Source organism: Streptomyces sp. NPDC096205 (assembly GCF_044763135.1).
In the GTDB taxonomy this organism is placed as follows: domain Bacteria; phylum Actinomycetota; class Actinomycetes; order Streptomycetales; family Streptomycetaceae; genus Streptomyces.
On the sequence record NZ_JBIWFS010000001.1, the window covers coordinates 1,039,365 to 1,062,670 of the forward strand.

Annotated in this window: 22 protein-coding genes; 15 read left to right on the plus strand and 7 right to left on the minus strand. The window is 72.2% G+C overall.

Translation table 11 applies throughout. From position 1 onward, the window contains the following. Positions 1–19 precede the first annotated feature (19 nt). On the plus strand, positions 20–1,699 hold the full coding sequence (locus ACIQ6Y_RS04660; RefSeq protein ID WP_404032857.1) for a rhamnogalacturonan lyase B N-terminal domain-containing protein: 1,680 nt from the start codon (positions 20–22) through the stop codon (positions 1,697–1,699). Here the strand turns inward: ACIQ6Y_RS04660 and ACIQ6Y_RS04665 are convergent, their stop codons facing one another. The 4 genes from ACIQ6Y_RS04665 to ACIQ6Y_RS04680 form a co-directional block, all read right to left on the minus strand. Next, a complete protein-coding gene (locus ACIQ6Y_RS04665; RefSeq protein ID WP_404032859.1) occupies positions 1,700–3,094 on the minus strand; it encodes an RICIN domain-containing protein in 1,395 nt (464 codons plus the stop codon). A gap of 1 nt (position 3,095) precedes the next feature. Beyond that, entirely contained in the window at positions 3,096–4,130 is a 1,035-nt protein-coding gene (locus tag ACIQ6Y_RS04670) for a family 43 glycosylhydrolase (RefSeq protein WP_404032861.1), read from the minus strand. A 76-nt stretch (positions 4,131–4,206) separates the two neighbouring features. Further along, positions 4,207–5,124 carry a homocysteine S-methyltransferase gene (gene mmuM / locus ACIQ6Y_RS04675; protein WP_404032863.1) on the minus strand — a complete coding sequence of 306 codons (918 nt, stop codon included), beginning with the start codon at positions 5,122–5,124 and terminating at the stop codon, positions 4,207–4,209. A gap of 575 nt (positions 5,125–5,699) precedes the next feature. Next, positions 5,700–7,220 carry a carboxylesterase/lipase family protein gene (locus ACIQ6Y_RS04680; protein WP_404032865.1) on the minus strand — a complete coding sequence of 507 codons (1,521 nt, stop codon included), beginning with the start codon at positions 7,218–7,220 and terminating at the stop codon, positions 5,700–5,702. A 336-nt stretch (positions 7,221–7,556) separates the two neighbouring features. Between ACIQ6Y_RS04680 and ACIQ6Y_RS04685 the strand changes: the two genes are divergently transcribed. The 3 genes from ACIQ6Y_RS04685 to ACIQ6Y_RS04695 all read left to right on the plus strand — a co-directional run bounded on the left by ACIQ6Y_RS04685 (position 7,557) and on the right by ACIQ6Y_RS04695 (position 9,756). Continuing rightward, complete coding sequence (locus ACIQ6Y_RS04685) at positions 7,557–8,600, plus strand: LacI family DNA-binding transcriptional regulator (RefSeq protein ID WP_404032868.1); 1,044 nt, start codon at positions 7,557–7,559, stop codon at positions 8,598–8,600. Positions 8,601–8,663: 63 nt separating this feature from the next. Next, entirely contained in the window at positions 8,664–9,296 is a 633-nt protein-coding gene (locus ACIQ6Y_RS04690) for a VOC family protein (protein WP_404032871.1), read from the plus strand. A 58-nt stretch (positions 9,297–9,354) separates the two neighbouring features. Continuing rightward, the gene (locus ACIQ6Y_RS04695) at positions 9,355–9,756 is read left to right on the plus strand and encodes a VOC family protein (protein WP_404032874.1); all 402 of its coding nucleotides are present in this window, start codon (positions 9,355–9,357) and stop codon (positions 9,754–9,756) included. Here ACIQ6Y_RS04695 and ACIQ6Y_RS04700 read toward each other — a convergent pair. Further along, the gene (locus ACIQ6Y_RS04700; protein ID WP_404032877.1) at positions 9,745–10,425 is read right to left on the minus strand and encodes a helix-turn-helix domain-containing protein; all 681 of its coding nucleotides are present in this window, start codon (positions 10,423–10,425) and stop codon (positions 9,745–9,747) included. The two genes, ACIQ6Y_RS04695 and ACIQ6Y_RS04700, sit on opposite strands and share 12 nt — an antisense overlap. 33 nt (positions 10,426–10,458) lie before the next feature. Beyond that, positions 10,459–11,400 (minus strand): AraC family transcriptional regulator, encoded by a 942-nt coding sequence (locus ACIQ6Y_RS04705; RefSeq protein WP_404032879.1) that lies wholly within the window; start codon positions 11,398–11,400, stop codon positions 10,459–10,461. 81 nt (positions 11,401–11,481) lie between these two features. On the opposite strand from ACIQ6Y_RS04705, the gene ACIQ6Y_RS04710 reads away from it, so the two are divergent. After that, the gene (locus tag ACIQ6Y_RS04710) at positions 11,482–12,309 is read left to right on the plus strand and encodes an NAD(P)H-binding protein (protein WP_404032882.1); all 828 of its coding nucleotides are present in this window, start codon (positions 11,482–11,484) and stop codon (positions 12,307–12,309) included. Positions 12,310–12,315: 6 nt separating this feature from the next. Here the strand turns inward: ACIQ6Y_RS04710 and ACIQ6Y_RS04715 are convergent, their stop codons facing one another. Next, positions 12,316–13,467 carry a YihY/virulence factor BrkB family protein gene (locus ACIQ6Y_RS04715; RefSeq protein ID WP_404032884.1) on the minus strand — a complete coding sequence of 384 codons (1,152 nt, stop codon included), beginning with the start codon at positions 13,465–13,467 and terminating at the stop codon, positions 12,316–12,318. Between the two features lie 112 nt (positions 13,468–13,579). Here ACIQ6Y_RS04715 and ACIQ6Y_RS04720 point away from each other — a divergent pair, with 112 nt between their 5' ends. The 10 genes from ACIQ6Y_RS04720 (at position 13,580) to cysD (ending at position 23,305) form a co-directional block, all read left to right on the plus strand. After that, positions 13,580–15,229, plus strand: coding sequence for an acyl-CoA dehydrogenase family protein (locus ACIQ6Y_RS04720; protein WP_404032886.1), 1,650 nt, complete (start codon positions 13,580–13,582; stop codon positions 15,227–15,229). Between the two features lie 329 nt (positions 15,230–15,558). Next, a complete protein-coding gene (locus ACIQ6Y_RS04725; RefSeq protein WP_404033701.1) occupies positions 15,559–16,833 on the plus strand; it encodes a GAF domain-containing protein in 1,275 nt (424 codons plus the stop codon). Between the two features lie 147 nt (positions 16,834–16,980). Beyond that, positions 16,981–18,237 (plus strand): hypothetical protein, encoded by a 1,257-nt coding sequence (locus ACIQ6Y_RS04730; protein ID WP_404032888.1) that lies wholly within the window; start codon positions 16,981–16,983, stop codon positions 18,235–18,237. Between the two features lie 82 nt (positions 18,238–18,319). Further along, positions 18,320–18,892, plus strand: coding sequence for a GNAT family N-acetyltransferase (locus ACIQ6Y_RS04735; RefSeq protein ID WP_404032891.1), 573 nt, complete (start codon positions 18,320–18,322; stop codon positions 18,890–18,892). A 127-nt stretch (positions 18,893–19,019) separates the two neighbouring features. Next, the gene (locus ACIQ6Y_RS04740; RefSeq protein WP_309486338.1) at positions 19,020–19,103 is read left to right on the plus strand and encodes a putative leader peptide; all 84 of its coding nucleotides are present in this window, start codon (positions 19,020–19,022) and stop codon (positions 19,101–19,103) included. Between the two features lie 126 nt (positions 19,104–19,229). After that, positions 19,230–20,927, plus strand: a complete 1,698-nt coding sequence (locus ACIQ6Y_RS04745) for a nitrite/sulfite reductase (protein ID WP_404032893.1) — start codon at positions 19,230–19,232, stop codon at positions 20,925–20,927. Then, positions 20,924–21,106, plus strand: coding sequence for a hypothetical protein (locus ACIQ6Y_RS04750; protein ID WP_404032896.1), 183 nt, complete (start codon positions 20,924–20,926; stop codon positions 21,104–21,106). The genes ACIQ6Y_RS04745 and ACIQ6Y_RS04750 overlap by 4 nt, the downstream gene beginning before the upstream one ends. Continuing rightward, positions 21,103–21,813: a phosphoadenylyl-sulfate reductase gene (locus ACIQ6Y_RS04755; protein WP_404032898.1), complete on the plus strand. Its 711-nt coding sequence runs from the start codon at positions 21,103–21,105 to the stop codon at positions 21,811–21,813. The genes ACIQ6Y_RS04750 and ACIQ6Y_RS04755 overlap by 4 nt, the downstream gene beginning before the upstream one ends. 20 nt (positions 21,814–21,833) lie before the next feature. Then, the gene (gene cysC / locus ACIQ6Y_RS04760) at positions 21,834–22,370 is read left to right on the plus strand and encodes an adenylyl-sulfate kinase (RefSeq protein WP_404033703.1); all 537 of its coding nucleotides are present in this window, start codon (positions 21,834–21,836) and stop codon (positions 22,368–22,370) included. Further along, complete coding sequence (cysD, locus tag ACIQ6Y_RS04765; protein ID WP_404032901.1) at positions 22,367–23,305, plus strand: sulfate adenylyltransferase subunit CysD; 939 nt, start codon at positions 22,367–22,369, stop codon at positions 23,303–23,305. Before cysC ends, cysD begins: the two co-directional genes overlap by 4 nt. The last annotated feature ends 1 nt before the right edge of the window (position 23,306 follow it).

Here is a 23,306-nt window from a genome sequence, read left to right on the forward strand (position 1 = left end):
TCCCGAAGGAGGCACTCCCATGTCCGAGACCGCGCACCGACCGGTCGGACGCCGCGCCTTCGTCCTCGGCACCGCGGCCGCCGCGGGCACCGCCGCCCTGGCCGGGCCGCTGTCCGGCACCGCGCGCGCCGCGGCCTTCGGCTGGAGCGACGACGGCTCGAACTACGTCGTCGACACCGGCGCGAACCTCGTCTTCAAGGTCAGCAAGACCAACGGCGACCTCACCTCGCTGGTCTACCGAGGCGTCGAGTACCAGGGCTACGGCGGCAAGAACTCGCACATCGAGTCCGGCCTCGGCACCTCCACCGTGACGCTCACCCAGTCCGGCTCGACGATCCTGATCTCGGTCACCTACGGGACGCTCAGGCACTACTACGCGGCCCGCAGCGGCGAGAACAACATCTACCTGTGGACCAACAAGGCCGACACCTCGGTCACGGCCACCCGCTTCATCCTGCGCGTGAAGAAGGGCCTGTTCCTCAACGACGAGCCCGACTCCTACACCTACGCGCCGACCACCATCGAAGCATCGGACGTGTTCGCCAAGTCCGACGGCCAGACCCGCTCGAAACACTACTCACGCCTGCGCGTGAAGGACTACGACTACATCGGCTGGACGACCGGAAGCGTCGGACTGTGGATGGTACGCAGCAATCACGAGAAAGCCTCCGGCGGCCCCTTCTACCGCTCACTCCTGCGCCACCAGAGCGCGGACGGCGGCGGCCTGTACGAGATCCTCTACTACGGCCAGAACCAGACCGAGGCCGAGCGCTTCGGCCTCCAGGGCCCGTACGTCATCGCCCTCACCGACGGCGGCGCCCCCTCCTCCGCCCTCTTCCCGGGCACCCTCACCACCCCGTGGGCGGACTCCCTCGGCCTCGCCGGGTACGTCGGCGCGAGCGGCCGGGGCCGGGTGGCCGGGGTCGGCATCACCGGCCGCGACACGGCCCACCCGTACACGGTCGGCCTCGCCAACTCGACAGCGCAGTACTGGGGTTCGGCGCGCGCCTCGGACGGCTACTACTCCATCCCGGGTGTCCTGCCGGGGACGTACACCCTCACCGTGCACAAGGACGAACTCGCCGTGTACACCACGACGGTGACGGTCACCGCGGGCGCGACGACCACCCTCAACACGATCGCGATCCCCTCCTCCAACGACCCGTCCCACGCGACCGCGATCTGGCGTATCAACGACTGGACCGGCACGCCTGCCGGCTTCAAGAACGCCGACCTGATGACGTACGCACACCCCTCCGACGTCCGGGCGGCCCCCTGGACGGGCAACGTGGTGATCGGCAGCGGCACCGAGACCTCCGGCTTCCCCTGCTACCTGTGGAAGGACGTCAACAGCGGCATCACGATCTACTTCCGCCTCACGGCCGCCCAGGCCGCCGCCGCGCACACCCTGCGCATCGGCGTGACGACGGCCTACGCCAACGGCCGCCCGCAGGTCGTCGTCAACGACATCTGGACGTCGGCCATCCCCTCACCGCCGACCCAGCCGAGCACACGGTCCCTGACCAACGGCTCCTACCGGGGCAACAACCACACCTTCACCTACAGCGTCCCGGCGTCCGCCTGGCTGACGGACCCGAACGCCTACAACACGCTGAAGATCAATGTGGTGAGCGGCTCGGGGACGACCTCCTACCTCAGCGCGGGCACCTCGATCGACGCGATCGACCTGCTGGCCTGATCAAGTGCCCCGCGTCCACTGCTGGTTGCTCTGCCCGTTGCAGGCGTACGTGATGAGGGCGGCGGAGTCGGCGGTGGACGCGCCACTGACGTCCAGGCACTCACCGGAGGCGCGCGCGACAAGGCGCGTGTAGCCGCCGGAGGAGGTCACGCTCCACTGCTGGGAAGCCGCCGAGGAGCAGTCCTCCTGGGTGACACCGCCGGCGCTGTCGGTCAGGCACAGACCACTGCTGCGCACGACCAGCTGCTGGTAACCACCGACCGGCTTGAACCAGAACCTCTGGTTGCCGCCGCCGTTGCAGGTGTACTGCGTGAGCGCGACGCCCTGCCACAGCGACTGGTTCGGCACATCGGCGCACTTGCCGGAGTGCCGGGCCACCAGCGTCTCGTACGTGGCCGAGGTGCCGGTCACCGTACCGGCGGCGGTGTCGACGGTGATCTCCGGCGACCAGGTCATCGACATCGAGGTGGCGGTCGGGAAGGTCAGCGGCAGCCACACATACCGCGAGTCGTTCACGGTCCCGCCGAAGGAGTTGCCCCACCGGTCCCCCAGGTACAGATACGCCGTCCCCGACGTCCCCTGCACCGGCAGCACATACGCCGTCTGCGACCCGAAGGCGGTGGAGTCCCCGACGTTGCTCATCGCGGACCACGGCCCGCCGATGCTCCGGGCGGTGGCGTACTGCTGCTGGTTGGGGCTCCACCCGGTCGCACCGGAGGTCAGCATGAAGTAGACGCCGCCCCGCTTGAACAGCGCGGGCGCCTCACGGTGACCGCCCGGCCAGGGGTTGGCGACAAGGCTCTCGACGGCGGTGTAGTCGGCGCTCAGCCGGTAGATGTGCAGGTCGTAGTTCTCCCGGGCGGCGGAGACCATGTACCCCGCACCGTCACCGTCGACGAACACGGTGATGTCCCGGGACATGTGCTGCCCCAGCGGCCGGAAACTGCCCCGCCAGGCGTAGTTCCCGTCGACGGTGTCGGACACGGCGACAGCGGCCCGCGCCTCGCCGTAGTCCGTCCCGTTCTCCTTGTGCATCCACATCACGAACTTGCCCGTGGCCGCGTTGTACATGACCTTGGGCCGCTCGATGTTGGCGTCGGCCAGCTCGGGATCACTGGCCTCGCTCAGCACATGGTTGCGGAACTCCCAGTTCTTCAGGTCGGCCGACCGGTAGGCGTCGACGTAACGGAAGGTGTTGTCGGCGTTGCGGTGCTCGCCGAACCAGTAGTAGTAGGAGCCCACTTTGAGCATCCCGCCACCATGGGCGTGGACGGGCGAGCCGGAGACATCCCTGAACTGCGTCCCGTTGACGACGACCTGCGGCGCGGCATGCGCGGCCCCGACACCGGCGAACGCGAGGAAGAGGGCGACCAGAAGAACCCAGACACGCCTCATCTCACACCCCCTCCCGCACGCTGTCCGCGACAGGGACGCCGAAGTCGGGGCTGCCGTCGGCCTTCCACCTCACCGGCTGAATCCGGGTGTGCCGGTGGGGATCGTCCAGCGGATCACCGACGATCTCCTTGTACTGACGGGCGTGATACACGAGCACATCGGTCCGCCCGTCCTCGGCGACGGTGAAACAGTTGTGCCCTGGCCCGTACTGCCCGGTGTGCTCATCACTGGCGAACACAGGAACAGGCGACTTGACCCAACTCCCAGGATCCATCAGATCACTGTCGTCATCAGCAGTCAGCAGCCCGACGCAGTAGTGATGATCCGTGGCGCTGGCGGAGTAGGTCATGAAGACCCGGCCGTTGCGCTGGAGCACATACGGCCCCTCGTTCACCTTGAAGCCGACACACTCCCAGTCCAACTCGGGCGTGGTCAGCCGGACTTGCGGCCCCTCCAAAGTCCAGGGGTTCGCCATCCGCGAGAGCCACACAGCGGTGTTGTTGTCCATGCCGGGCTCGTGCTGGGCCCACGCCAGATAGCGGGTGCCCCGGTGCGTGAAGGTGGTGGCGTCGAGGGAGAAGGTCTCCCACGCGGTCCTGACCTGCCCCCGCTCGACCCAACTCCCTTGCAGCGGATCGGGATGGGAGTTCTCCAGCACCCATATCCGGATCCGCCACACGTCCTCGGCGGGAGCGGCGGCGAAGTACAGGTACCACTTGCCGTCGATACGGTGCAGCTCGGGCGCCCAGATGTGCGCGCCCATGTCCCCGACCGGATGGGCCCGCCACACCACGCTCTCGGCAGCGTTCGTCAGCCCCCTCAGCGTGCGCGAGCGGCGCAGGACGATGCGGTCGTACTCGGGGACGGTGGCGGTGAAGTAGTAGAAGCCGTCCGTGTGGCGGTGGATGTGCGGGTCGGCGCGGTGCGGGACGAGCGGGTTCACGTAGCGGGCTGCTTTCGGCGGTGCGGCGGCGAGGGCGCCCGCCCCCAAGGCGGCGCCCTTCAGGACGAGTCGGCGGTGCGGAAGGCGGCTCATGCAGACTGCCTTTCGATATCTCGAACACCATCTGCCATTCCGAACGCGCACAACGTAGAGGCGCACCCCCGCGAGGTCAACGGCTCGCGCCTCGCACGACGTCCGCGATCGCCTTCACACCCTCCGGCCCCACCCGGCAGCACCCCCCGATCAGCCGCGCCCCCAGCCCCTGCCAGTCGAGCACCTGCTCCCCGTCGAAGGTGGCCCGCCCGTCCCAGGCCCGCGCCCGCGCGTCCCAGGTCTCCCCGCTGTTGGGATAGACGACCACCGGCTTGCCCGTGACCCGCCGCGCGACAGCGGCCGCCCCCGCCACGTCCTCGGGCGCACAGCAGTTGACCCCCACCGCGATGACCTCCGGAGCCTCGGCAGCCACCGCGAAGGCCTCCTCCAACGGCTGCCCGGCCCGCGTACGGTCCCCCTCGACGGTGTACGACAGCCAGGCCGGCACCCCGGCCCCGCGCACCGCCCGCAGCAGCGCCTTCGCCTCCTCCACATCGGGCACCGTCTCCAGAGCCAGCACATCGGGCTCCGCCGCGACCAGCGCCTCCACCCGAGGCCGGTGGAACCGCTCCAGCTCCCCCACACTCACCCCGTACCGGCCCCGGTACTCGGACCCGTCGGCCAGCATCGCCCCATACGGTCCCACCGACGCGGCCACCCACAAAGGCCGCCCCACCCCAGCCCGCCGAGCCGCCTCCCGGGCCACCCGCACACTCACCCCGAACAGCTCGACAGCCCGCTCCCGCCCGATCCCCCGCCCCGCGAACCCCTCGAAACTCGCCTGATAACTGGCCGTGATCGCCACGCTGGCTCCCGCCTCGAAGTAGGCGAGATGCGCCTCACCAATCGCCTCCGGCCGATCCGCCAACAACCGAGCCGACCACAGCGAGTCACTGAGATCATGCCCAGCCGCCTCCAGCTGATTGGACATCCCCCCGTCCAGAACAACGGTCCCCGCAGCAAGAGCATCGGCAAGCAAGACAGAACTGGTCATACCCTCACGCTAACCGCCCCTCCCCTTCCCGCCGTACGCGACCGCGGGCCGCCGTGGGCTGGTCGCGCAGTTCCCCGCGCCCCTAAGGGCACGACCGGCAGCCCCGTACAACCGCAAGCAACCACGACCGGAGGGCAACGCGCCAGCCGCGCACGGCGTAAGGGGGACGGGACGGAGGGCAACGCGCCAGCCGCGCACGGCGTAGGGGGGACGGGCCGGAGGGCAACGCGCCAGCCGCGCACGGCGTGAGGGGGACGGGCCGGAGGGCGAGGCGCCAGCCGCATACGGCGGGAAGGCGACGGGACGGAGGGTGTTGCGGCCGCGGACGCGTACGGCGGGACGGCATACGCACGGTCGGAGTCGGCCAGTCGCGGACGGCGGGGAGGGGACGGGACGGGGGGTTGTCCGCCCGCAGCGGCCGGCGGAAACCCGTTCCACCCCCGTAGCCGACCAGATCGCCGGACCGAGGACGGACAACCCCCCGGCCCGGCCCCGTCCCACCCACACACCGGATGCGCTACCGCCATCCCCACCGAAGCCGCGCAGGCCGCCGCAGGCATCCCGACGACGAAGCCTCAATCCGGATGCACGACGGCAGCAGCCACAGCGACCGACCCCGACCCCGCCCAAAGCGCCAGCTCACGATCGCGCGGCCCGAAGGCCGTGTACGGAGGCAGCACCGAACCCCCCGACTCCTCACCGAAGACCCGCACCGGATGCCCGACCCCCCAAGCCTCCCACCCCGCCTCACCGTCGGAGACAAACCGCACCCAGGCCCCATGCATCGCATCCGCCACCCCCCGAGGCGCCCCCTCCCCCGCCAGCTTCGCCGACTCAGGCGCCTCCCCGGTGTCGAACACGAACCCCAGCTCGAGCGCATGGCAGGACCCGAGCCCGGGCAGCCGCGAGGGCCAGGCGAACTCGTACACGTACGCCGACCCCACCCGCGCGTCCGCCAGCCGATGCAACGGCACTCGCAGCAGATGGTCGGTCACCATCTGCCCGACGATCTCCGCGACCCCCGCGGACGGATGCAGCGCCCGATACCCCCGCGTCACCTCCGGCCCGCACCGGCACCGCGCCCGCGCCCCCGCCAGCGCGACCGCCCCCAGCCGGTCCACCCGCTCCAGCAGCCCACCGGGCACGAGCCACAGCCGGTACTCCTCCCGGGTCCACCCCAACAGCAGCTCACACCCCACCGCGACGGACCCGTCGACCAGCGCCTCCAACGGATCACGCGGCACAAGATCGCCATCCACCACGATCCCGAACGCAGGCCCACCCAGCACAGGGCTGCTCAGCCGCCCGACCTCCGCCTGCGTCCGCAGCAGCTGCCCCTGGTCCACACCCGCAAAGGCCTCCGCCGTGGCCGGCACCTTCAGCCGGGCCGCCATCCGGCGGACCATCCGCCGCACCTTGTCCCGCTCACTCGCCTCCGGCGGCCCGCTCTGCAGCACGGCCCGCCGGAACAGCCCCTGCGCCTGCGGGGCGGCGATGAGCGCGCCGACGCTGATGGCCCCGGCCGACTGCCCGGCGAGGGTGACGCGCCCAGGGTCACCCCCGAACGCGGCCACAGCCTCATGCACCCACAGCAACGCGGCGAGCTGGTCCCGCAGCCCGGCATTGGGCGGCGCGTCGGGGAACAGCCCGTAACCCTCCACGCCCAGCCGGTAGTTCACGGAGACGACGACCACCCCGTCCCGCGCGAAGGCCCGCCCGTCGTACACGGGCACGGCGGAGGACCCCCGGGTCAGCGCCCCGCCGTGAAACCACACCAGAACAGGCAGCCGCGCCCCGCCCCCGGGCTCGGGCGTCCACACGTTCAGGTTCAGACAGTCGTCACCGGGCACGACCGGATCGGACAGGTACTGCGCGAAGGCATCGGAGTACGGCGGCTTCGGCGGCGTCGGCCCGAACGCACCCGCGTCCCGCACCCCGTCCCACGGCTCGGGCGGCTCCGGCGGCCGGAACCGCCGGGGCCCGAAGGGGGGCGCGGCATAGGGAATGCCGCGGAACACGGCGACACCCTGCTCGTACCGGCCGCGCACGGCCCCGTGAGGCGTCACGACCACCGGCTCCGACCGGTCCTCCGACATCAGCCCACCAGCCCTTCACCCGGCCCGTGACCGCTCCGTTCACATCAGAGCATCACACCGCCCGTATGCATTCCGGCGGGGTTGCGGCGAACGGGGGTGTTCCTTGGGCTACTTGGCGTACATCAGGGTGCCGAACCCGAGCTGGTCGTACCCGCCACCGGCCGAGGTCGTAGCCGTCGACACCGCCGTACAGTTACGTGCTCCGCCTCGAGCGAGGCCCCCGCGGCACTCCGATGATCGGCCCCCCTTCACGTCTCCTCTCCGCCCACCTAGGGTAGGAAGCGCTTTCTGTCCAGCTTTCGTCGGCCCTCGGGCGGGCCGGAGAGGTGGTTTCCGATGGTCCGTACGGCAGGCGCGGGCACGACAGCCGGACCGACGCTGGCGGTCGTGGCCCGCGAGGCCGGGGTGTCGGTGCCGACCGCGTCCAAGGTGGTCAACGGCCGCGAGGACGTGGCGCCCGAGACCCGTCGCCGGGTCACCGAGGCGCTGGACCGGCTCGGCTATGTCCGCAGGCCCCGCTTCGACGCCTCCCGGGCGCCCGCGCTCGTCGACCTCGTGGTGCACGCGCTGGACACCTCCTGGTCGGGGGCGGTGCTGCGGGGGGCCGAGCGGGCGGCGCGCGACGCGGGCCTGGACCTGGTGGTGTCGGCCGCGCTCACCCGGGGCGGCGGGGGCCGCCCGGAGCGCGGCTGGCTGGACAAGCTGACCGTCCGCGGCTCGGCCGGGGTGCTGTTCAACCTCGCCGAGCTCACCGACTCCCAGCACGCCTGGCTGGAGCAGCACCGCATCCCGTACGTCATGATCGACCCGGTCCTCGAACCACCGCCGGGCACCGTCTCGGTGGGCGCGGCGAACTGGCAGGGCGGCGTCAGCGCCACCGAGCACCTGCTCGCCCTCGGGCATGAGCGCATCGCCGTCGTCGCCGGGCACCGCGGGACCCCGTGCAGCGCGGCCCGGGTGGCCGGCTACCGCTCGGCGCTGACCTCGGCGGGTCTCGCGCACCGCCCGGAGTACGTCCGCCACGCGGGCTTCGACGCGGCCCTCGCCCGCCGCCGTACGCATGAACTGCTGGAGCTGCCCGAGCCGCCGACGGCCCTGTTCGTCTGCTCGGACCGGATGGCCCTCGGCGTCTACGACGCGCTGGCCGAGCGCGGACTGCGCATCCCGCACGACGTCAGCGTGGTCGGTTTCGACGATCTGCCCGAGTCCCGCTGGATCGCCCCGCCCCTGACGACGGTCCGCCAGCCGGTCGCCGAGATGGCGGCGACCGCCCTGCGCCTGCTGGTGCGCATGATGGACGGCGACCGCCCGGAGAGCACCCGCACGGAGCTGTCCACGACCCTGGTGGAACGGACCAGTACGGCCCCGCCGCCCGCCTGAGGACCGAGCCCATTGCCGTACATACGTTCCCCTTCCGGGCCGGGACTGCGTAGCCTCGACGCGATGGACACGATTCCCGCACATCTCGACCACCTCGTGCTCGCGACGCCCGATCTGGCCGCGACCGTCGCCGACTTCGCCCGGCGCACCGGGGTACGGCCGGCGCCCGGCGGCGTCCATGTCGGCCTCGGCACCCGCAACCACCTGGTCTCGCTGGGCGGTTCGGGCTATCTGGAGATCATCGGGCCGGACCCCGAGCAGCCCCCGCCGCAGGGCCCGCGCCCGTTCGGCGTCGACGCGCTGCCCGCGCCGCGCACCCTGACCTGGGCGCTGCGCACCGCCGACCTGGACTCCACCGTCGCCGCCGCGCGCGCCCGCGGCCACGACCCCGGGCCCGTCCGCCCGATGAGCCGCCGGACCCCCGACGGCACCCTGCTGAGCTGGCGCCTCACCGACGGCGCCGACGGCCACCCCTGCGGCCTGGTGCCGTTCCTCATCGACTGGGGCTCCTCCCCTCACCCCACGGAGGCCGGCCTGCCCGTCACCCCCCTGCTCGCCCTGTCCGCGACCGCGCCCGACCCCGAGGCGCTGCGCCCCGTGCTGGCCGCCCTGGACGTCGAACTCCCGCTCAGCCAGGGCCCGGTGGGGCTCTCCTTCACGGTGGACTCGCCCCGCGGCCCGGTGACCTTCGACTGAGCACGGCGTGTCCGATTCCTTCAAGACTGCCCCGCGGGCGCCTGCCTACGGTGGCCGCATGACTCCACGTTTCGATGCCATCGGCCTGGTCGTCACCGACATGGCCGCCTCCGTCGCCTTCTACCGCCGCCTCGGCTTCGCCTTCCCCGAGGACGCCGAGCGGCAGCCGCACACGGAGGCGCGGCTGCCGGGCGGTACGCGCCTGCTGCTCGACACCGAGGAGACCGTACGGTCCTTCCACCCCGGCTGGCAGGCACCCACCGGCAGCGGCCGCGCCGCCCTCGCCCTGCTGTGCGACAGCCCGGCCGAGGTGGACGCCGTCTACGAGGACCTGGTCGCCGCCGGACATCACGGCGAACTCAAGCCGTGGGACGCCTTCTGGGGCCAGCGCTACGCCGTCGTGCACGACCCCGACGGCAACGGCGTCGACCTGTTCGCCCCGACGCCCTCAGCCCAGTAGCCGACCCGGCGTCGTCCCCGTCAACTGCCGTACCTCGCGGGTGAGATGCGCCTGGTCGGCGTATCCGGCGCGGGCGGCGGTGTCGGCGAGGGTCACGCCGGAGCGGACCAGCCGCAGGGCGCGCTGGAGCCGCAGGATGCGGGCGAGCGTCTTGGGCCCGTAGCCGAAGGCAGCCAGCGACCTGCGGTGCAACTGCCGTGCCCCGAGGCCGACTTCGTCCGCGACTCCGCCGACCGGGCGCCCGGCGTCCAGCTCCTCGACCAGCCGGCGAAGCAGCGGATCGGGCGCCCGCGCCTCGGCCGCCCTGCCCAGCGCCACCTCTTCGAGGCCGTCCGCCGGATCGGCCGCGGCGTTCACGCGCGCGGTGAGTCTCCCGACCTCGCGGGCCGGCCAGAGATCGGCGAGGTCGACCCGCCGGTCGCGCAGTTCGTGCGCGGGCACCCCGAGGAGGACGGGCCCGTCCCCCGGCCGGAAGCGCACCCCGGCCCAGGCACCGCCCGCGCCGCCGGTGACGTAGGCATGCGTGTCGGGCCCGGCGACGAGCAGCCGGCCGTCGTGCCAGAGCAGATCCATGCAGCCGTCGGGAAGGACACGGCCGTCGCCGGGCGCGGAGGGAGTGTTGCGCCAGACGACGGCACCCGCGAGGAGGGACGGCCTTTCCTCGTACACGTACACCAGCCTAGATGCCCCGGGGGAGGGCGATCAGCCCCCCACGGCCCGCACCCGGAACTCCTGCGGACTCACCCCGTACACCCGCTTGAACGCGCTGGACAGCGCGAACGCGCTCCCATAGCCGACCTCCCTCGCAATGGCCTCCAACGTACGGTCGCCCTCCCGCAGCGCGTCCGCGGCCATCGCCAGCCGCCATCCCGTGAGGTAGCTCATCGGCGGCTCTCCCACCAGTTCCACGAACCGCCGGGCGAGGGCGGCCCGGGACACCCCGGCCTTGGCCGCGAGCCCGGCGACCGTCCAGGCGTACGCCGGATCGTCCTGGATCAGCCGCAGCGCCCGCCCCACGACCGGGTCCGCCAGCGCCCGGTACCACGCGGGCGACTCCCCGCCGGGCCGGGAGAACCAGGCCCGCAGCGCGGCGATCACCAGCAGGTCCAGGAGCCGGTCCAGGACGACCTCCTGCCCGGGTTCGTCGCGGACGATCTCCGTCATGAGCAGCGGCGTCAGGGCGCAGTCCCAGGTGTCGGACGTGAGGCTCAGCAGCGGCGGCAGCGCGTCGAGGAGCCGGCCGCCGACCTCGCCGGGCCACAGATAGGTGCCGATCAGCATCAGGGCCTGGCCGTCCACGGCGGAGCCCCAGGTGCGGACGCCGAGGTCCATGGAGCCGTTGAGGGGCCGTCCGTCGGGGTAGCTGCACTCGCCGCCGGGCAGGACCACGGCCTGCGGGGCGGTGCCGGGGTCGTCGGCGCAGGTGTAGGGGTCGGGGCCGCGGGCGATGGCGAGGTCCCCGGCGCGCAGCCGCACCCGCTCCCCCGCGTCGGGCACGATCCAGGCCTCCCCGCGCACCATCAGCATCACGGTGAGCGGCGCCCGGTCCTCCACGCGCACGCACCACGGCGGGTCGAAACAGGCCCGGATCATGAAGGCGCCACGGGCGCGGGGCCCGTCCAGCAGGCCGGCGAGAGGGTCCATGGGGGCAGCCTAGACGCCCGCTTATGGGGATGAGCGGCTCGGCGATGGGCCCAGGTCCGGCACGGCAGTTGACTTAAGGGCATGACAGAGAACAAGGACATGACCGTCGTGGTGACAGGAGCCTCCGGGCGTACCGGCAGCCGGGTGGCCGAGGCGGCGCGGGCCGCGGGGCTGACGGTACGGCCGGCCTCACGGGCGCACGGTTTCGACTGGAGCGACCCGGCGACCTGGCAGGGCACCCTGCGCGGCGCCGACGCCGCCTACCTCGCGCACCCCACCGACGTGGGCTCGCCGCAGGCCACCGAGGAGGTCGGCGCGCTGGCCCGGGAGGCGGTCGCGCTCGGCGTACGGCGGCTTGTGCTGCTGTCGGCGCGCGGTGAGGAGCAGGCGCTGCCGACGGAGGCGGCGCTGCGGGAGTCGGGCGCGGACTGGACGATCGTACGGGCGGCGTGGTTCATGCAGAACTTCAGCGAGGGCCCGCTGGCGGCGGAGCTGCGGGAGAGCGGGGGGCTGGTGTTCCCGGCGGGCGAGGTGGGTGAGCCGTTCGTCGACGTGCGGGACATCGCGGACGTGGTGGTGACCGCGCTGACCTCCGGCGGGCGGTACGGCGGGAAGACGATCGAGGTGTCCGGGCCGCGGCTGCTGACCTTCGGGGAGGCGGTCGCCGAGGCGGGGCGGGCGGCCGGGCGGGAGCTGGCGTACCGGGCGGTGTCGCCGGAGGAGTACCGGGCGAACCTCACCGGGTTCGGGCTGCCGCCCGCGGAGGCCGCCTTCCTCGTCGGCCTGTTCGCCACACTGCTGGACGGCCGCAACGCCCGCCTCTCGGACGGGGTCGAGCGGGTCCTCGGCCGCGCGCCGCGCGACTTCTCCGGCTTCGTGCGGGAGGCCGCGGGAGCGTGGAAGGGCTGAGACCCGTCACTTCTCCGGCGGTGTCTCGGCGGACCCGTTCGTCTTGCCCGCGGGCTTGACGTGGGTGCGCAGCCGGGACGTGACGTCCTCCGGGGGCAGGAAGCGGGACCAGCGCTCGGGGAACTCCGAGGGCATGTCCGGGTCGTCGGGGTCGGTGTCCAGGTGGGCGGCGGCGCGGGCCACGTACTCGGCGACCTGGGCCTGCCGCATCCGCTCGTTCGCCTCACGGGCGGCGGCGGTCGCGGCGGCGGGCCAGACGCGGTCGATGGCGGCGTTGACGGCGGCGCCGACCAGCACGGCGAAGGCGGACACACCGATCCACAGCAGGACGGCGACGGCGGCGGCCAGGGAGCCGTAGATCGTCGCGCCCTCGACGGTGTTGGTGAGGTAGATCCGCAGCAGGAAACTGCCGAGCACCCACATGCCGAGCGCGACCAGCGCGCCGGGCACGTCCTCGATCCATGGGGAGCGCACGGGCACCGACACGTGGTACAGGGTCGTGAGGAAGGCGATCGACAGGACCATGACCACGGGCCAGTACAGGACCTGCACGACCGTCGTCGACCAGGGCAGGATCCGCAGGACCGCGTCCGGTCCGGCCACCATCAGCGGCAGCGCGACCGAGCCGATCAGCAGGGCCACGATGAACAGCAGGAAGGCCAGCAGCCGGGTCTTGACGATGCCGCGGACGCCGTCGAGGCCGTACATGACGGTGATGGTGTCGATGAAGACGTTCACCGCGCGCGAGCCCGACCACAGGGAGAACAGGAAGCCGATGGAGATGATGTCGGGCCTGCCGCCGTTCATGACGTCGTCCAGGATCGGCCGCGCGATCTGGTTCACGCCCTTGTCGGACAGGACCGTGCGGGAGGCCTCCAGGAGGTTGTTCTCCAGGCTGGTGATGGTGTCGGTGCCGGTCCAGCCGTCGACGTAGCCGAGCAGGCCGATCATGCTCAGCAGCAGCGGAGGCACCGACAGCAGGGTGAAGAACGCGGCCTCCGCCGCGAGGCCGAGGATGCGGTACTCGATGCACGAGTTGACGGTGTCCTTGAGCAGCAGCCAGGCGGTCCTGCGCTTGGAGACGTTCCGGTAGAGGGCTCGCGCGCGGTGGAGACGCCCGGAGGGCTGCCTCGGAGGGGTTTCACTTGCTGGCTGCACGACCCAAAGGTATCCGCCGAGAAGCAGTGCACTCACCCTGGTGGGACGGCGGGCCTGTGCGGGACCGTGTCCCGGTGGTGAGCGATCCCCTACCCCGGGGTAGGTTCCGGGCATGGCGCGCAGCACCCACACCGTGACCAACCAGCCCCCGCCGCTCACCGGCTACGACGTCTTCGGCGCCGACCGCGCGCTCGTCGCGGCCGTCGAACGGCATCTGGCGCCGGAGCTGCTGGAGGGGGCGCTGGACGAGTTGTCCGGGCTCGGCCGCACCTCGGGCTCGGCGCAGGTGCAGGAGTGGGGGGTCCTGGCCAACGAGTTTCCGCCCCGGCTGCGCACCCACGACCGGTACGGCAACCGCGTCGACGAGGTCGAGTTCCATCCGGCCTGGCACCGGCTGCTCGGCAAGGGCGTGTCGGCGGGGCTGACGGCGGCCTGGGCCCGGCCGGGCGGGCATGTGCGGCGCGCGGCGGCGTTCCTGGTGTGGACGCAGGTCGAGGCGGGCAACGGCTGCCCGCTGTCGATGACCCACGCGGCCGTGCCCGCCCTGCGCACCGACCCCGCCCTCGCCGCCGAGTGGGAGCCGCGGCTGACGTCCACCGTCTACGACCGTGAGGCGCGGCCGGCCGGGCAGAAGGCGGGCGCCCTGTTCGGGATGGCCATGACGGAGAAGCAGGGCGGCAGCGACGTACGCGCCAACACGACGGCCGCGCGGCCGCTGGCGGAGGACGGGACGTACGAGCTGACCGGGCACAAGTGGTTCTGCTCGGCGCCGATGTCGGACGGGTTCCTGGTGCTGGCCCAAGCATCCCCCTCACAGGGACAAGGGGGGCTGACCTGCTTCCTGGTGCCGCGGGTGCTGGCGGACGGCACCCGGAACACGTTCCTGATCCAGCGGCTGAAGGACAAGCTGGGCAACCGGTCCAACGCCTCCGCCGAGGTCGAGTTCGACGGCACCTGGGCGCGCCGGGTCGGCGAGGAGGGGCGCGGGGTGCGCACCATCATCGACATGGTGGCGGCGACCCGGCTGGACTGTGTGCTGGGGTCGGCGGGCCTGATGCGGCAGGCGGTCGCGCAGGCCGTGCACCACACGTCGTACCGCGAGGCGTTCGGCGGGAAGCTCGTCGACAAGCCGCTGATGCGCAACGTTCTGGCCGACCTCGCACTGGAGTCGGAGGCGGCGACGACGCTCGCGCTGCGGCTCGCGGCGGCGTACGACGACGGCGGCGAGCAGGAGCGCGCGTTCCTGCGCCTGGCGGTGCCGGCCGCCAAGTACTGGGTGACCAAACGGTGTACGCCGGTTGCGGTGGAGGCCGCCGAGTGCCTGGGCGGCAACGGCTACGTCGAGGAGTCGGGGCTGCCCCGGCTGGTGCGCGAGTCGCCGCTGAACTCGATCTGGGAGGGCGCGGGCAACGTCCAGGCGCTGGACGTGCTGCGGGCGTTGCAGCGCGAGCCGCAGGCGCTGAACGCCTACCTCCAGGAGGTCGGGCGGGCGCGCGGGGCCGACCACCGGCTGGACGCGGCGATCAAGGGGCTGCTGACCGAACTGGCCGATCTGGAGGGCATCGAGGCGCGGGCGCGCCGGCTGGCGGAGCGGCTGGCGCTGGTGCTCCAGGGGTCGCTGCTGGTGCGGTTCGCGCCACCGGCGGTCGCCGACGCGTTCTGTGCGGCCCGGCTGGGCGGGGACGCCGGCGCGGCCTTCGGCACGCTGCCGCACACGCTGGATCTGGCGTCCGTCGTGGAACGGGCCCGGCCGGTGGTCTGACCTGCGGCGGGGGTGGTGCTGCGCCGACACGGCACCACCCCCGCACACCTGGCCCGTGACAAGGCCACGGACGCCGCACGGGCGGCGTTGCTCAATTTTCAACCAACCCACTGCTGTTCGCCAGGGTTGCAGAGGGTTGCAACTTTGCGGGGCGGTGACCGGACTGTGCCCCTCCGTCCCCGGTGGGCGGCAGTATGGACGAACCATCAGTACACGACCGGAAACCGGCGGCCGTAGGCCTTGACATGTCCGAGGTCATGCCCTGCCGACAGCCTCGGCGTCCGGTCACCGCAAGCTCTTCCCGGGAGGATCCCGTGGCGAACCCGCCGATGAACGTGACGCAACTGGCCGCCGTGGACACGGCGCGCGCGGCACGGATGCTCAGCGAGGTGCGCGAGGCGACGCTCTCCGGGCAGCGGGCGCCCCTCGCGCCCCGGCCGGTCATCGAGGACTCGTGGGGGCGCATGCTGCGCAGCGGGGTCGATCCCGACCACGACTTCCGGTCCGGGCTGCTGTCGCCGGAGGAGGTGCACAGACGGCGGGAGGAGTCCCCGCTGCGCCATGTGCTGCCGGTGCTGCGCGAGGGCCTGCTGTCGGTCGCGGACACCGCCCGGCACATCATGGTCGTGGCCGACGCGGACGGCCGGGTGCTGTGGCGGGAGGGCAGTACGTCCGTGCTGCGCAAGGCGGACGGCCTGGGCTTCGAACTCGGCGCGGACTGGCGGGAGGACGTGGTCGGCACCAACGGCGTGGGCACGCCCGCGGTGGTGGGGCACCCCGTCCAGGTGTTCGCCTCCGAGCACTTCGTCCGCAGCCACGCGTCCTGGACGTGCGCGGGTGCGCCCATCACGGACCCGCGCGACGGCCGGCTGATCGGCGTGGTGGACGTCAGCGGGCCGCTGGAGACGATGCATCCGGCCACGCTCGCCTGGGTGGACGCGGTGGCCAAGCTCGCCGAGGCGCGGCTGCGGGAGGCGCATCTGACCTCGCTGGAGCGGCTGCGGGCGGTGGCGGCGCCGGTGCTGGCCCGGATCGGCGGGCGGGCGCTGGTGATGGACCGGGACGGCTGGACCGCGGCCGTCACCGGGATGCCGTACACGAGCCGGACCGCGCTGCCCAAGACGCTGTCGGCGGGGCAGCGGTGGCTGCCGGGGCTGGGGCTGTGCTCACTGGAGCCGCTGGCCGGGGGCTGGCTGGTGCGGGCCGCGGCGGACCGGCCGCAGCCTCGCACGCAGACCCGGATCGTGCTCGATGTGACGCAGCCGCGCCGCTGGACGGTGACGGTGTCCGCAGGGGCGGGCGAGTGGTGCCGCGAACTGAGCCCGCGGCACGCGGAGTTGCTGTATCTGCTGGCCCGCCGTCCGGCCGGGCGCAGTGCCGCGGGGCTGGCCGAGGACCTGTTCGGCGACGCGGGGCGCACGGTCACGGTGCGGGCGGAGATGTCCCGGGTGCGGCGGTATCTGGAGGGCTTCCTGGAACACCGCCCGTATCGCTTCTGCGACGAGGTGGACGTCCGGGTCCTGGTGCCGGACGACCCGAGCGAACTGCTGCCCCACTCCAGCGCCCCGGCGATCCGGCAGGCCCGCCACAAGGCGGTGAGCTGACCGCTCGGCCCCGATTTACCCGGACCGCGTCCCTCGGCGCACCCGGCTGCCGTAGCATCCCTACGGGCCGCCCCAACAGCTCCTTGATCAACGTACGGATCAGCAGGCGCAGTTGACCCGGCCCGGGCGAGCCGGAAGAGGGAAGTCATGAAGCAGCGCGGCAGACACCGCAGGCGCAGGCGGGGCAGGGCGCTGCGCGCGTTCCTGACCGGAACCGCGCTCGCGCTGACCGCCGCCGCGACCATGATCAGTGCCTCCCAGGCCACGGTCGACGAGGACCCGGGTCCCCTGCAGCCCCTCACCGTCGCGGGCCCGGTGCTGACCGAGGACGCCGTCCCGGCCCGCGCCCTGGACCGGCTCACGGCGTCCCTGGGCGGTCCCGTCACCCTCGGCGCCCTCCTCGCCGACCCCGACGACACCCTGCGCCCGGCCGCCGCCTGCTCCCCCGCCGACCGCGCCGCACTCCCCGTCGCCCCGGCCGCGACCCGCGCCCACTGCTGGGGCGCGGCCGGCACCCGGGGCTGGCGGGCGGGCGCCGTGACGACGTCGGCCGACGCGGACGACGACGGCCGCTGGGGTGCCCACCGGGTGATCGTGTCCGGCTGGTCCGGCGGTGAGGTCTCTGGTGGTGCGGCCTCCGGTCGTACGGCGGATGCGGGAGCGCACCGGCTCGCCCGGGTCGCCTTCGTCGACGCCGGTGCCCGCGGCCGGCCCGGCGTCACCTCGGCCCTGCTCGTCGTCCCGGCCGACGGCGGGCACGGCTACCGGTCGCTCGACTCGGACCTGTCCGGGATGGTCTGGTACCAGGACAAGCTGCTGGTCACCGCCGACGACGGCCTCTACGTCTACGACGTCCGGCGGGTGCTGCGCGTCGGCGCGAGCGCCCGTGCGCACGGGCCGCGGTACGTCCTGCCCGCGGTCGGCGCCTACCGTCTCACCACCGACGGCCCCCGCCTCGGCACCCTGGCGCTGGACCGCGGCACCGCGCCCGACAGCCTGGTCGCCACCGAGCGGACGTCCGGCCGGGGCGAGGGCGGCACGCGGCTGTGGCGCTACTCCTTCAGTACGGACCCCCTGCGACCCGGGCTGCTCGCCACGGACGCCGCGGGGCGGGCGACCCCCACGGAGGCGTTCCGCACGAAGGCGCCCGGGGTGCGGGGCGTCCTGTCGTACGGCTCGCACTGGTACCTCAGCGGCGGCGACGGCGACGGGCCGGGCGCGCTGTGGCGCCAGGACACCGACGGCGCCCAGGTCGTCCGCTGCGGCACCGACGACTCCTCCCGCTGCTGGAGCCGCTCGACACCCTCCCTGTCCTACTCCCCCGCGACCGGCGAGGTCTGGACCCAGTCGGGGCGCATGCTGTTCGCGGTGGAGCTGGGCGCGATCGACGGGGCGCTGGGCTGAGGGCACGCCCAGCGGCGTCGGCCGACGACCGCACTCCGGACGCGATCGACAGATATCCGGACCAGATGATTCCCTGGCGGGCATGACCAACATCGCCGTGACCACCTGGTCCCTGGAGCAGACCGCGCCCACCGACCTCCTCCCGGCCGCCGCGCCGGAGGGCGACGTGCGGATCGTGCGCGCCGAGGTGCCCTCCCCCGAGTTCAGCCGCTTCCTGTACGCGTCCGTCGGCGGGGACATCCTGTGGACCGACCGGCTCGGCTGGACGTACGCACAGTGGCAGGAGCACCTGGAGCGCCCCGGGGTGGAGACCTGGGTGGCCTACGAGCAGGGCACGCCCGCCGGGTACGTGGAGCTGAGCCCGCAGGACGACGGGGTCGTGGAGATCGAGTACTTCGGGCTGATCCCGGCCTTCCGCGGCCGGCGCCTCGGTGGCCATCTGCTGTCGTACGGCACCGCCCGCGCCTGGGACCTCGCCGACCGCTGGCCGGACCGGACGCCGACCAAGCGGGTGTGGCTGCACACGTGCAGCAAGGACGGCGAGTTCGCGATGGACAACTACCAGCGGCGGGGCTTCAAGCTGTTCGACACCAAGGTCGAGGAGGAGCAGGTCCGCCCGGCCCCGGGTCCCTGGCCCGGCGCATACCCTGCCTGACCTGCGCCGACAAGCCCCTGCGCCGATGTTGTGACCGACGACACCCTTGTCCCACATTCCGGGACAAGGGTGTCCACATGTCGGACGAAGCTGGACTCTGTCCAGATCGCCGTGACACGCTTCCGTCATGTCTGGAACTGGAATTGCCTTGGTGAGTCGGCGGCACGTCGACCTCGGCCGCATGTCCAGCGCCATCTGTCCGGCGAGCTGACACCGCCGGCACCGCCGCATCCAGTTCCCCCCAGTCTCCCTTGCGCGACGATGCGCAGGTATGCCCGCATGCGCTCGTAAGCGCAGGTCAGAGCCGCATTCCCCGGTCCCGAAGGACGTAACAACCATGGCCGCCAACCCGCAGAACCCTGCCGCCGCGACTCCCCGCCGCAAGGTGAGCCGTCACCGTGGCGAGGGTCAGTGGGCCGCGGGACACTTCACCCCGCTCAACGGCAACGAGCAGTTCAAGAAGGACGACGACGGTCTCAATGTGCGGACACGCATTGAGACGATCTACTCCAAGCGCGGCTTCGACTCGATCGACCCCAACGACCTGCGCGGCCGGATGCGCTGGTGGGGCCTGTACACGCAGCGCAAGCCCGGGATCGACGGCGGCAAGACCGCGATCCTGGAGCCGGAGGAGCTGGACGACAAGTTCTTCATGCTGCGCGTCCGGGTGGACGGCGGCCGGCTCACCACCCAGCAGCTGCGGGTGATCGGCGAGATCTCGCAGGAGTTCGCGCGCGGCAGCGCGGACATCACCGACCGGCAGAACATCCAGCTGCACTGGATCCGCATCGAGGACGTCCCGGAGATCTGGAACCGCCTGGAGGCGGTCGGGCTGTCCACGACCGAGGCCTGCGGCGACTGCCCGCGTGTCGTCATCGGCTCGCCGGTCGCCGGTATCGCCGAGGACGAGATCGTCGACGGCACCTGGGCGATCGACGAGATCCACGACCGGTACATCGGCAGCAAGGAGTTCTCCAACCTGCCCCGCAAGTTCAAGACGGCGATCTCCGGCTCCCCGCTGCTCGACGTGGTCCACGAGATCAACGACGTCGCGTTCGTCGGCGTCGAGCACCCCGAGCACGGCCCCGGCTTCGACCTGTGGGTCGGCGGCGGCCTGTCCACCAACCCGAAGATCGGCGTGCGGCTCGGCGCCTGGGTGCCGCTGGAGGAGGTCCCGGACGTCTGGGCCGGTGTGATCGGCATCTTCCGTGACTACGGCTACCGGCGCCTGCGCAACCGCGCCCGCCTGAAGTTCCTCGTCGCGGACTGGGGCCCGCAGAAGTTCCGCGAGGTGCTGGAGAACGAGTACCTCGAGCGCGCGCTGGTCGACGGTCCCGCGCCCGCCGAGCCCACGGAGCGCTGGCGCGACCACATCGGCGTGCACCGGCAGAAGGACGGCCGTTTCTACGTCGGTTTCGCCCCGCGCGTCGGCCGCGTCGACGGTGCCACGCTCACGAAGATCGCCGACGTGGCCGAGGCCCACGGCTCGGGCCGGGTCCGGACCACCGTCGAGCAGAAGATGATCGTCCTGGACGTCGAGGAGGCCCAGGTCGAGCCGCTGGTCGAGGCCCTGGAGGCGCTCGACCTGACCGCCCGGCCCTCTTCCTTCCGGCGCGGCACCATGGCCTGCACCGGCATCGAGTACTGCAAGCTCGCCATCGTCGAGACCAAGGCGCGCGGCGCCTCGCTGATCGACGAGCTGGAGCGCCGCATCCCGGACTTCGACGAGCCGATCACCATCAACCTCAACGGCTGCCCGAACGCCTGCGCCCGTATCCAGGTCGCGGACATCGGTCTCAAGGGCCAGCTGGTCCTGAACGACGAGGGCGAGCAGGTCGAGGGCTACCAGGTGCACCTGGGCGGCGCCCTGGGCCTGGAGGCCGGTTTCGGCCGCAAGGTCCGTGGTCTGAAGGTCACCTCCGAGGAACTGCCGGACTACATCGAGCGGGTGCTCAAGCGGTTCCAGGCCGAGCGCGAGGACGGCGAGCGGTTCGCCACCTGGGTCGGGCGTGCCTCCGAGGAGGCCCTGTCGTGAGCGAGCGCGCCGCCCCCTTCTACTGCCCCTACTGCGGTGACGAGGATCTTCGGCCGAACGCCGAAGGCAGCCACGGCGCCTGGGAATGCGCGGCATGCAACCGCGCATTCCAGTTGAAGTTCCTCGGGCTCCTGGCCCAGGGACTTCAGCCCAACTCATCTGGAGGGGACCGGATATGACGACGGCTCAGGAAGTGCGTACGGCCGACGAACTGAAGGCGCTCGCCGAGCAGGCCGGCCGCGACCTGGAGGACGCCTCCGCGCTGGAGATCCTCCAGTGGGCGGTGGACACCTTCGGCAAGCGGTTCTGCGTGACGTCCTCGATGGAGGACGCGGTGGTCGCCCACCTCGCCTCGCGGGCCATGCCCGGCGTGGACGTCGTGTTCCTGGACACCGGCTACCACTTCGAGGAGACCATCGGCACCCGTGACGCGGTCGAGGCCGTGATGGACGTCAACGTCATCACCCTCACCCCGCGCCAGACGGTCGCCGAGCAGGACGCCGAGTACGGCCCCCGGCTGTACGAGCGCGACCCCGACCTGTGCTGCAAGCTGCGCAAGGTGCAGCCGCTGGAGCAGGGCCTGACGGACTACCAGGCGTGGGCGACCGGGCTGCGCCGCGACGAGTCCCCGACCCGGGCGAACACCCCGGTCGTCGGCTGGGACGAGAAGCGCCAGAAGGTCAAGATCTCGCCGATCGCCCGCTGGACCCAGGACGACGTGGACGCCTATGTCACCGAGCACGGCGTCCTGACCAACCCGCTGCTGATGGACGGCTACACCTCCATCGGCTGCGCCCCCTGCACCCGCCGGGTGCTGGAGGGCGAGGACGCGCGCGCCGGCCGCTGGGCGGGCCGCGGCAAGACCGAGTGCGGGCTGCACGCATGACCATCACCGAGGAGAACCACGTGACGACCGGAGCCACCGTCTGGCTCACGGGTCTGCCGAGCGCCGGCAAGACCACCATCGCGTACGAGCTGGCCGGCCGGCTGCGCGAGGAGGGCCACCGCGTCGAGGTGCTCGACGGCGACGAGATCCGCGAGTTCATCTCGGCGGGCCTCGGCTTCAGCCGCGAGGACCGGCACACCAATGTGCAGCGCATCGGTTTCGTCGCCGAACTGCTCGCCCGTAACGGCGTGCTGGTGCTCGTCCCGGTCATCGCGCCGTACGCCGACAGCCGTGACGCCGTGCGCAAGCGGCACGAGGCGAACTCCACGGCGTACGTCGAGGTGCACGTGGCGACCCCGGTGGAGGTGTGCTCGGTCCGCGATGTGAAGGGTCTGTACGCCAAGCAGGCCGCGGGCGAGCTGACCGGCCTCACGGGGGTCGACGACCCCTACGAGGAGCCCGAGTCGCCCGATCTGCGGATCGAGTCCCAGAACCAGACCGTGCAGGAGTCCGCGGCGTCGGTCCACGCGCTGCTCACCGAAAGGGGCCTGGCATGACGACCGTCGCCTCCTCCGTCCACGAGGACACCGACACCCCGTACGCGCTCTCCCACCTGGACGCGCTGGAGTCCGAGGCCGTCCACATCTTCCGCGAGGTGGCGGGCGAGTTCGAGAAGCCGGTGATCCTTTTCTCCGGCGGCAAGGACTCGATCGTCATGCTGCACCTGGCGCTGAAGGCGTTCACGCCGGCGCCGGTGCCGTTCTCGCTGCTGCACGTGGACACCGGGCACAACTTCCCCGAGGTCATCGAGTACCGCGACCGCACGGTGGAGAAGCACAACCTGCGCCTCCACGTGGCTTCGGTGCAGGACTACATCGACCGCGGCGTCCTCAAGGAGCGCCCGGACGGCACGCGCAACCCGCTGCAGACGCTGCCGCTGACGGAGAAGATCCAGTCGGAGAAGTTCGACGCGGTCTTCGGCGGCGGCCGGCGTGACGAGGAGAAGGCGCGGGCCAAGGAGCGGGTGTTCTCGCTGCGGGACGAGTTCTCGCAGTGGGACCCGCGCCGCCAGCGGCCCGAGCTGTGGAACCTGTACAACGGCCGGCACGCCGCAGGCGAGCACGTCCGCGTCTTCCCGCTGTCCAACTGGACCGAGCTGGACGTGTGGCAGTACATCGCCCGCGAGGGCATCGAGCTGCCGGAGATCTACTTCGCCCACCACCGGGACGTGTTCCTGCGCGGCGGCATGTGGCTGACGGCCGGCGAGTGGGGCGGCCCGAAGGACGGCGAGACCGTCGAGCAGCGGCTCGTCCGCTACCGGACCGTCGGCGACATGTCCTGCACGGGCGCCGTCGACTCCGACGCCGACACGATCGAGAAGGTGATCACCGAGATCGCCGCCTCCCGGCTCACCGAGCGCGGCGCGACCCGCGCCGACGACAAGCTCTCCGAGGCCGCGATGGAAGACCGCAAGCGCGAGGGGTACTTCTAAG

Coding starts and splice junctions, on each gene's coding strand:
- ACIQ6Y_RS04665 (WP_404032859.1), bottom strand. CDS start 3,094: ATGAGGCGTGTCTGGGTTCTTCTGGTCGCCCTCTTCCTCGCGTTCGCC.
- ACIQ6Y_RS04710 (WP_404032882.1), top strand. CDS start 11,482: ATGACAGAGAACAAGGACATGACCGTCGTGGTGACAGGAGCCTCCGGG.
- ACIQ6Y_RS04720 (WP_404032886.1), top strand. CDS start 13,580: ATGGCGCGCAGCACCCACACCGTGACCAACCAGCCCCCGCCGCTCACC.
- ACIQ6Y_RS04755 (WP_404032898.1), top strand. CDS start 21,103: ATGACGACGGCTCAGGAAGTGCGTACGGCCGACGAACTGAAGGCGCTC.
- ACIQ6Y_RS04740 (WP_309486338.1), top strand. CDS start 19,020: ATGTCTGGAACTGGAATTGCCTTGGTGAGTCGGCGGCACGTCGACCTC.
- cysD (WP_404032901.1), top strand. CDS start 22,367: ATGACGACCGTCGCCTCCTCCGTCCACGAGGACACCGACACCCCGTAC.
- ACIQ6Y_RS04670 (WP_404032861.1), bottom strand. CDS start 4,130: ATGAGCCGCCTTCCGCACCGCCGACTCGTCCTGAAGGGCGCCGCCTTG.
- ACIQ6Y_RS04730 (WP_404032888.1), top strand. CDS start 16,981: ATGAAGCAGCGCGGCAGACACCGCAGGCGCAGGCGGGGCAGGGCGCTG.
- ACIQ6Y_RS04690 (WP_404032871.1), top strand. CDS start 8,664: ATGGACACGATTCCCGCACATCTCGACCACCTCGTGCTCGCGACGCCC.
- ACIQ6Y_RS04725 (WP_404033701.1), top strand. CDS start 15,559: ATGAACGTGACGCAACTGGCCGCCGTGGACACGGCGCGCGCGGCACGG.
- ACIQ6Y_RS04685 (WP_404032868.1), top strand. CDS start 7,557: ATGGTCCGTACGGCAGGCGCGGGCACGACAGCCGGACCGACGCTGGCG.
- ACIQ6Y_RS04680 (WP_404032865.1), bottom strand. CDS start 7,220: ATGTCGGAGGACCGGTCGGAGCCGGTGGTCGTGACGCCTCACGGGGCC.
- ACIQ6Y_RS04735 (WP_404032891.1), top strand. CDS start 18,320: ATGACCAACATCGCCGTGACCACCTGGTCCCTGGAGCAGACCGCGCCC.
- ACIQ6Y_RS04745 (WP_404032893.1), top strand. CDS start 19,230: ATGGCCGCCAACCCGCAGAACCCTGCCGCCGCGACTCCCCGCCGCAAG.
- ACIQ6Y_RS04705 (WP_404032879.1), bottom strand. CDS start 11,400: ATGGACCCTCTCGCCGGCCTGCTGGACGGGCCCCGCGCCCGTGGCGCC.
- mmuM (WP_404032863.1), bottom strand. CDS start 5,124: ATGACCAGTTCTGTCTTGCTTGCCGATGCTCTTGCTGCGGGGACCGTT.
- ACIQ6Y_RS04695 (WP_404032874.1), top strand. CDS start 9,355: ATGACTCCACGTTTCGATGCCATCGGCCTGGTCGTCACCGACATGGCC.
- ACIQ6Y_RS04660 (WP_404032857.1), top strand. CDS start 20: ATGTCCGAGACCGCGCACCGACCGGTCGGACGCCGCGCCTTCGTCCTC.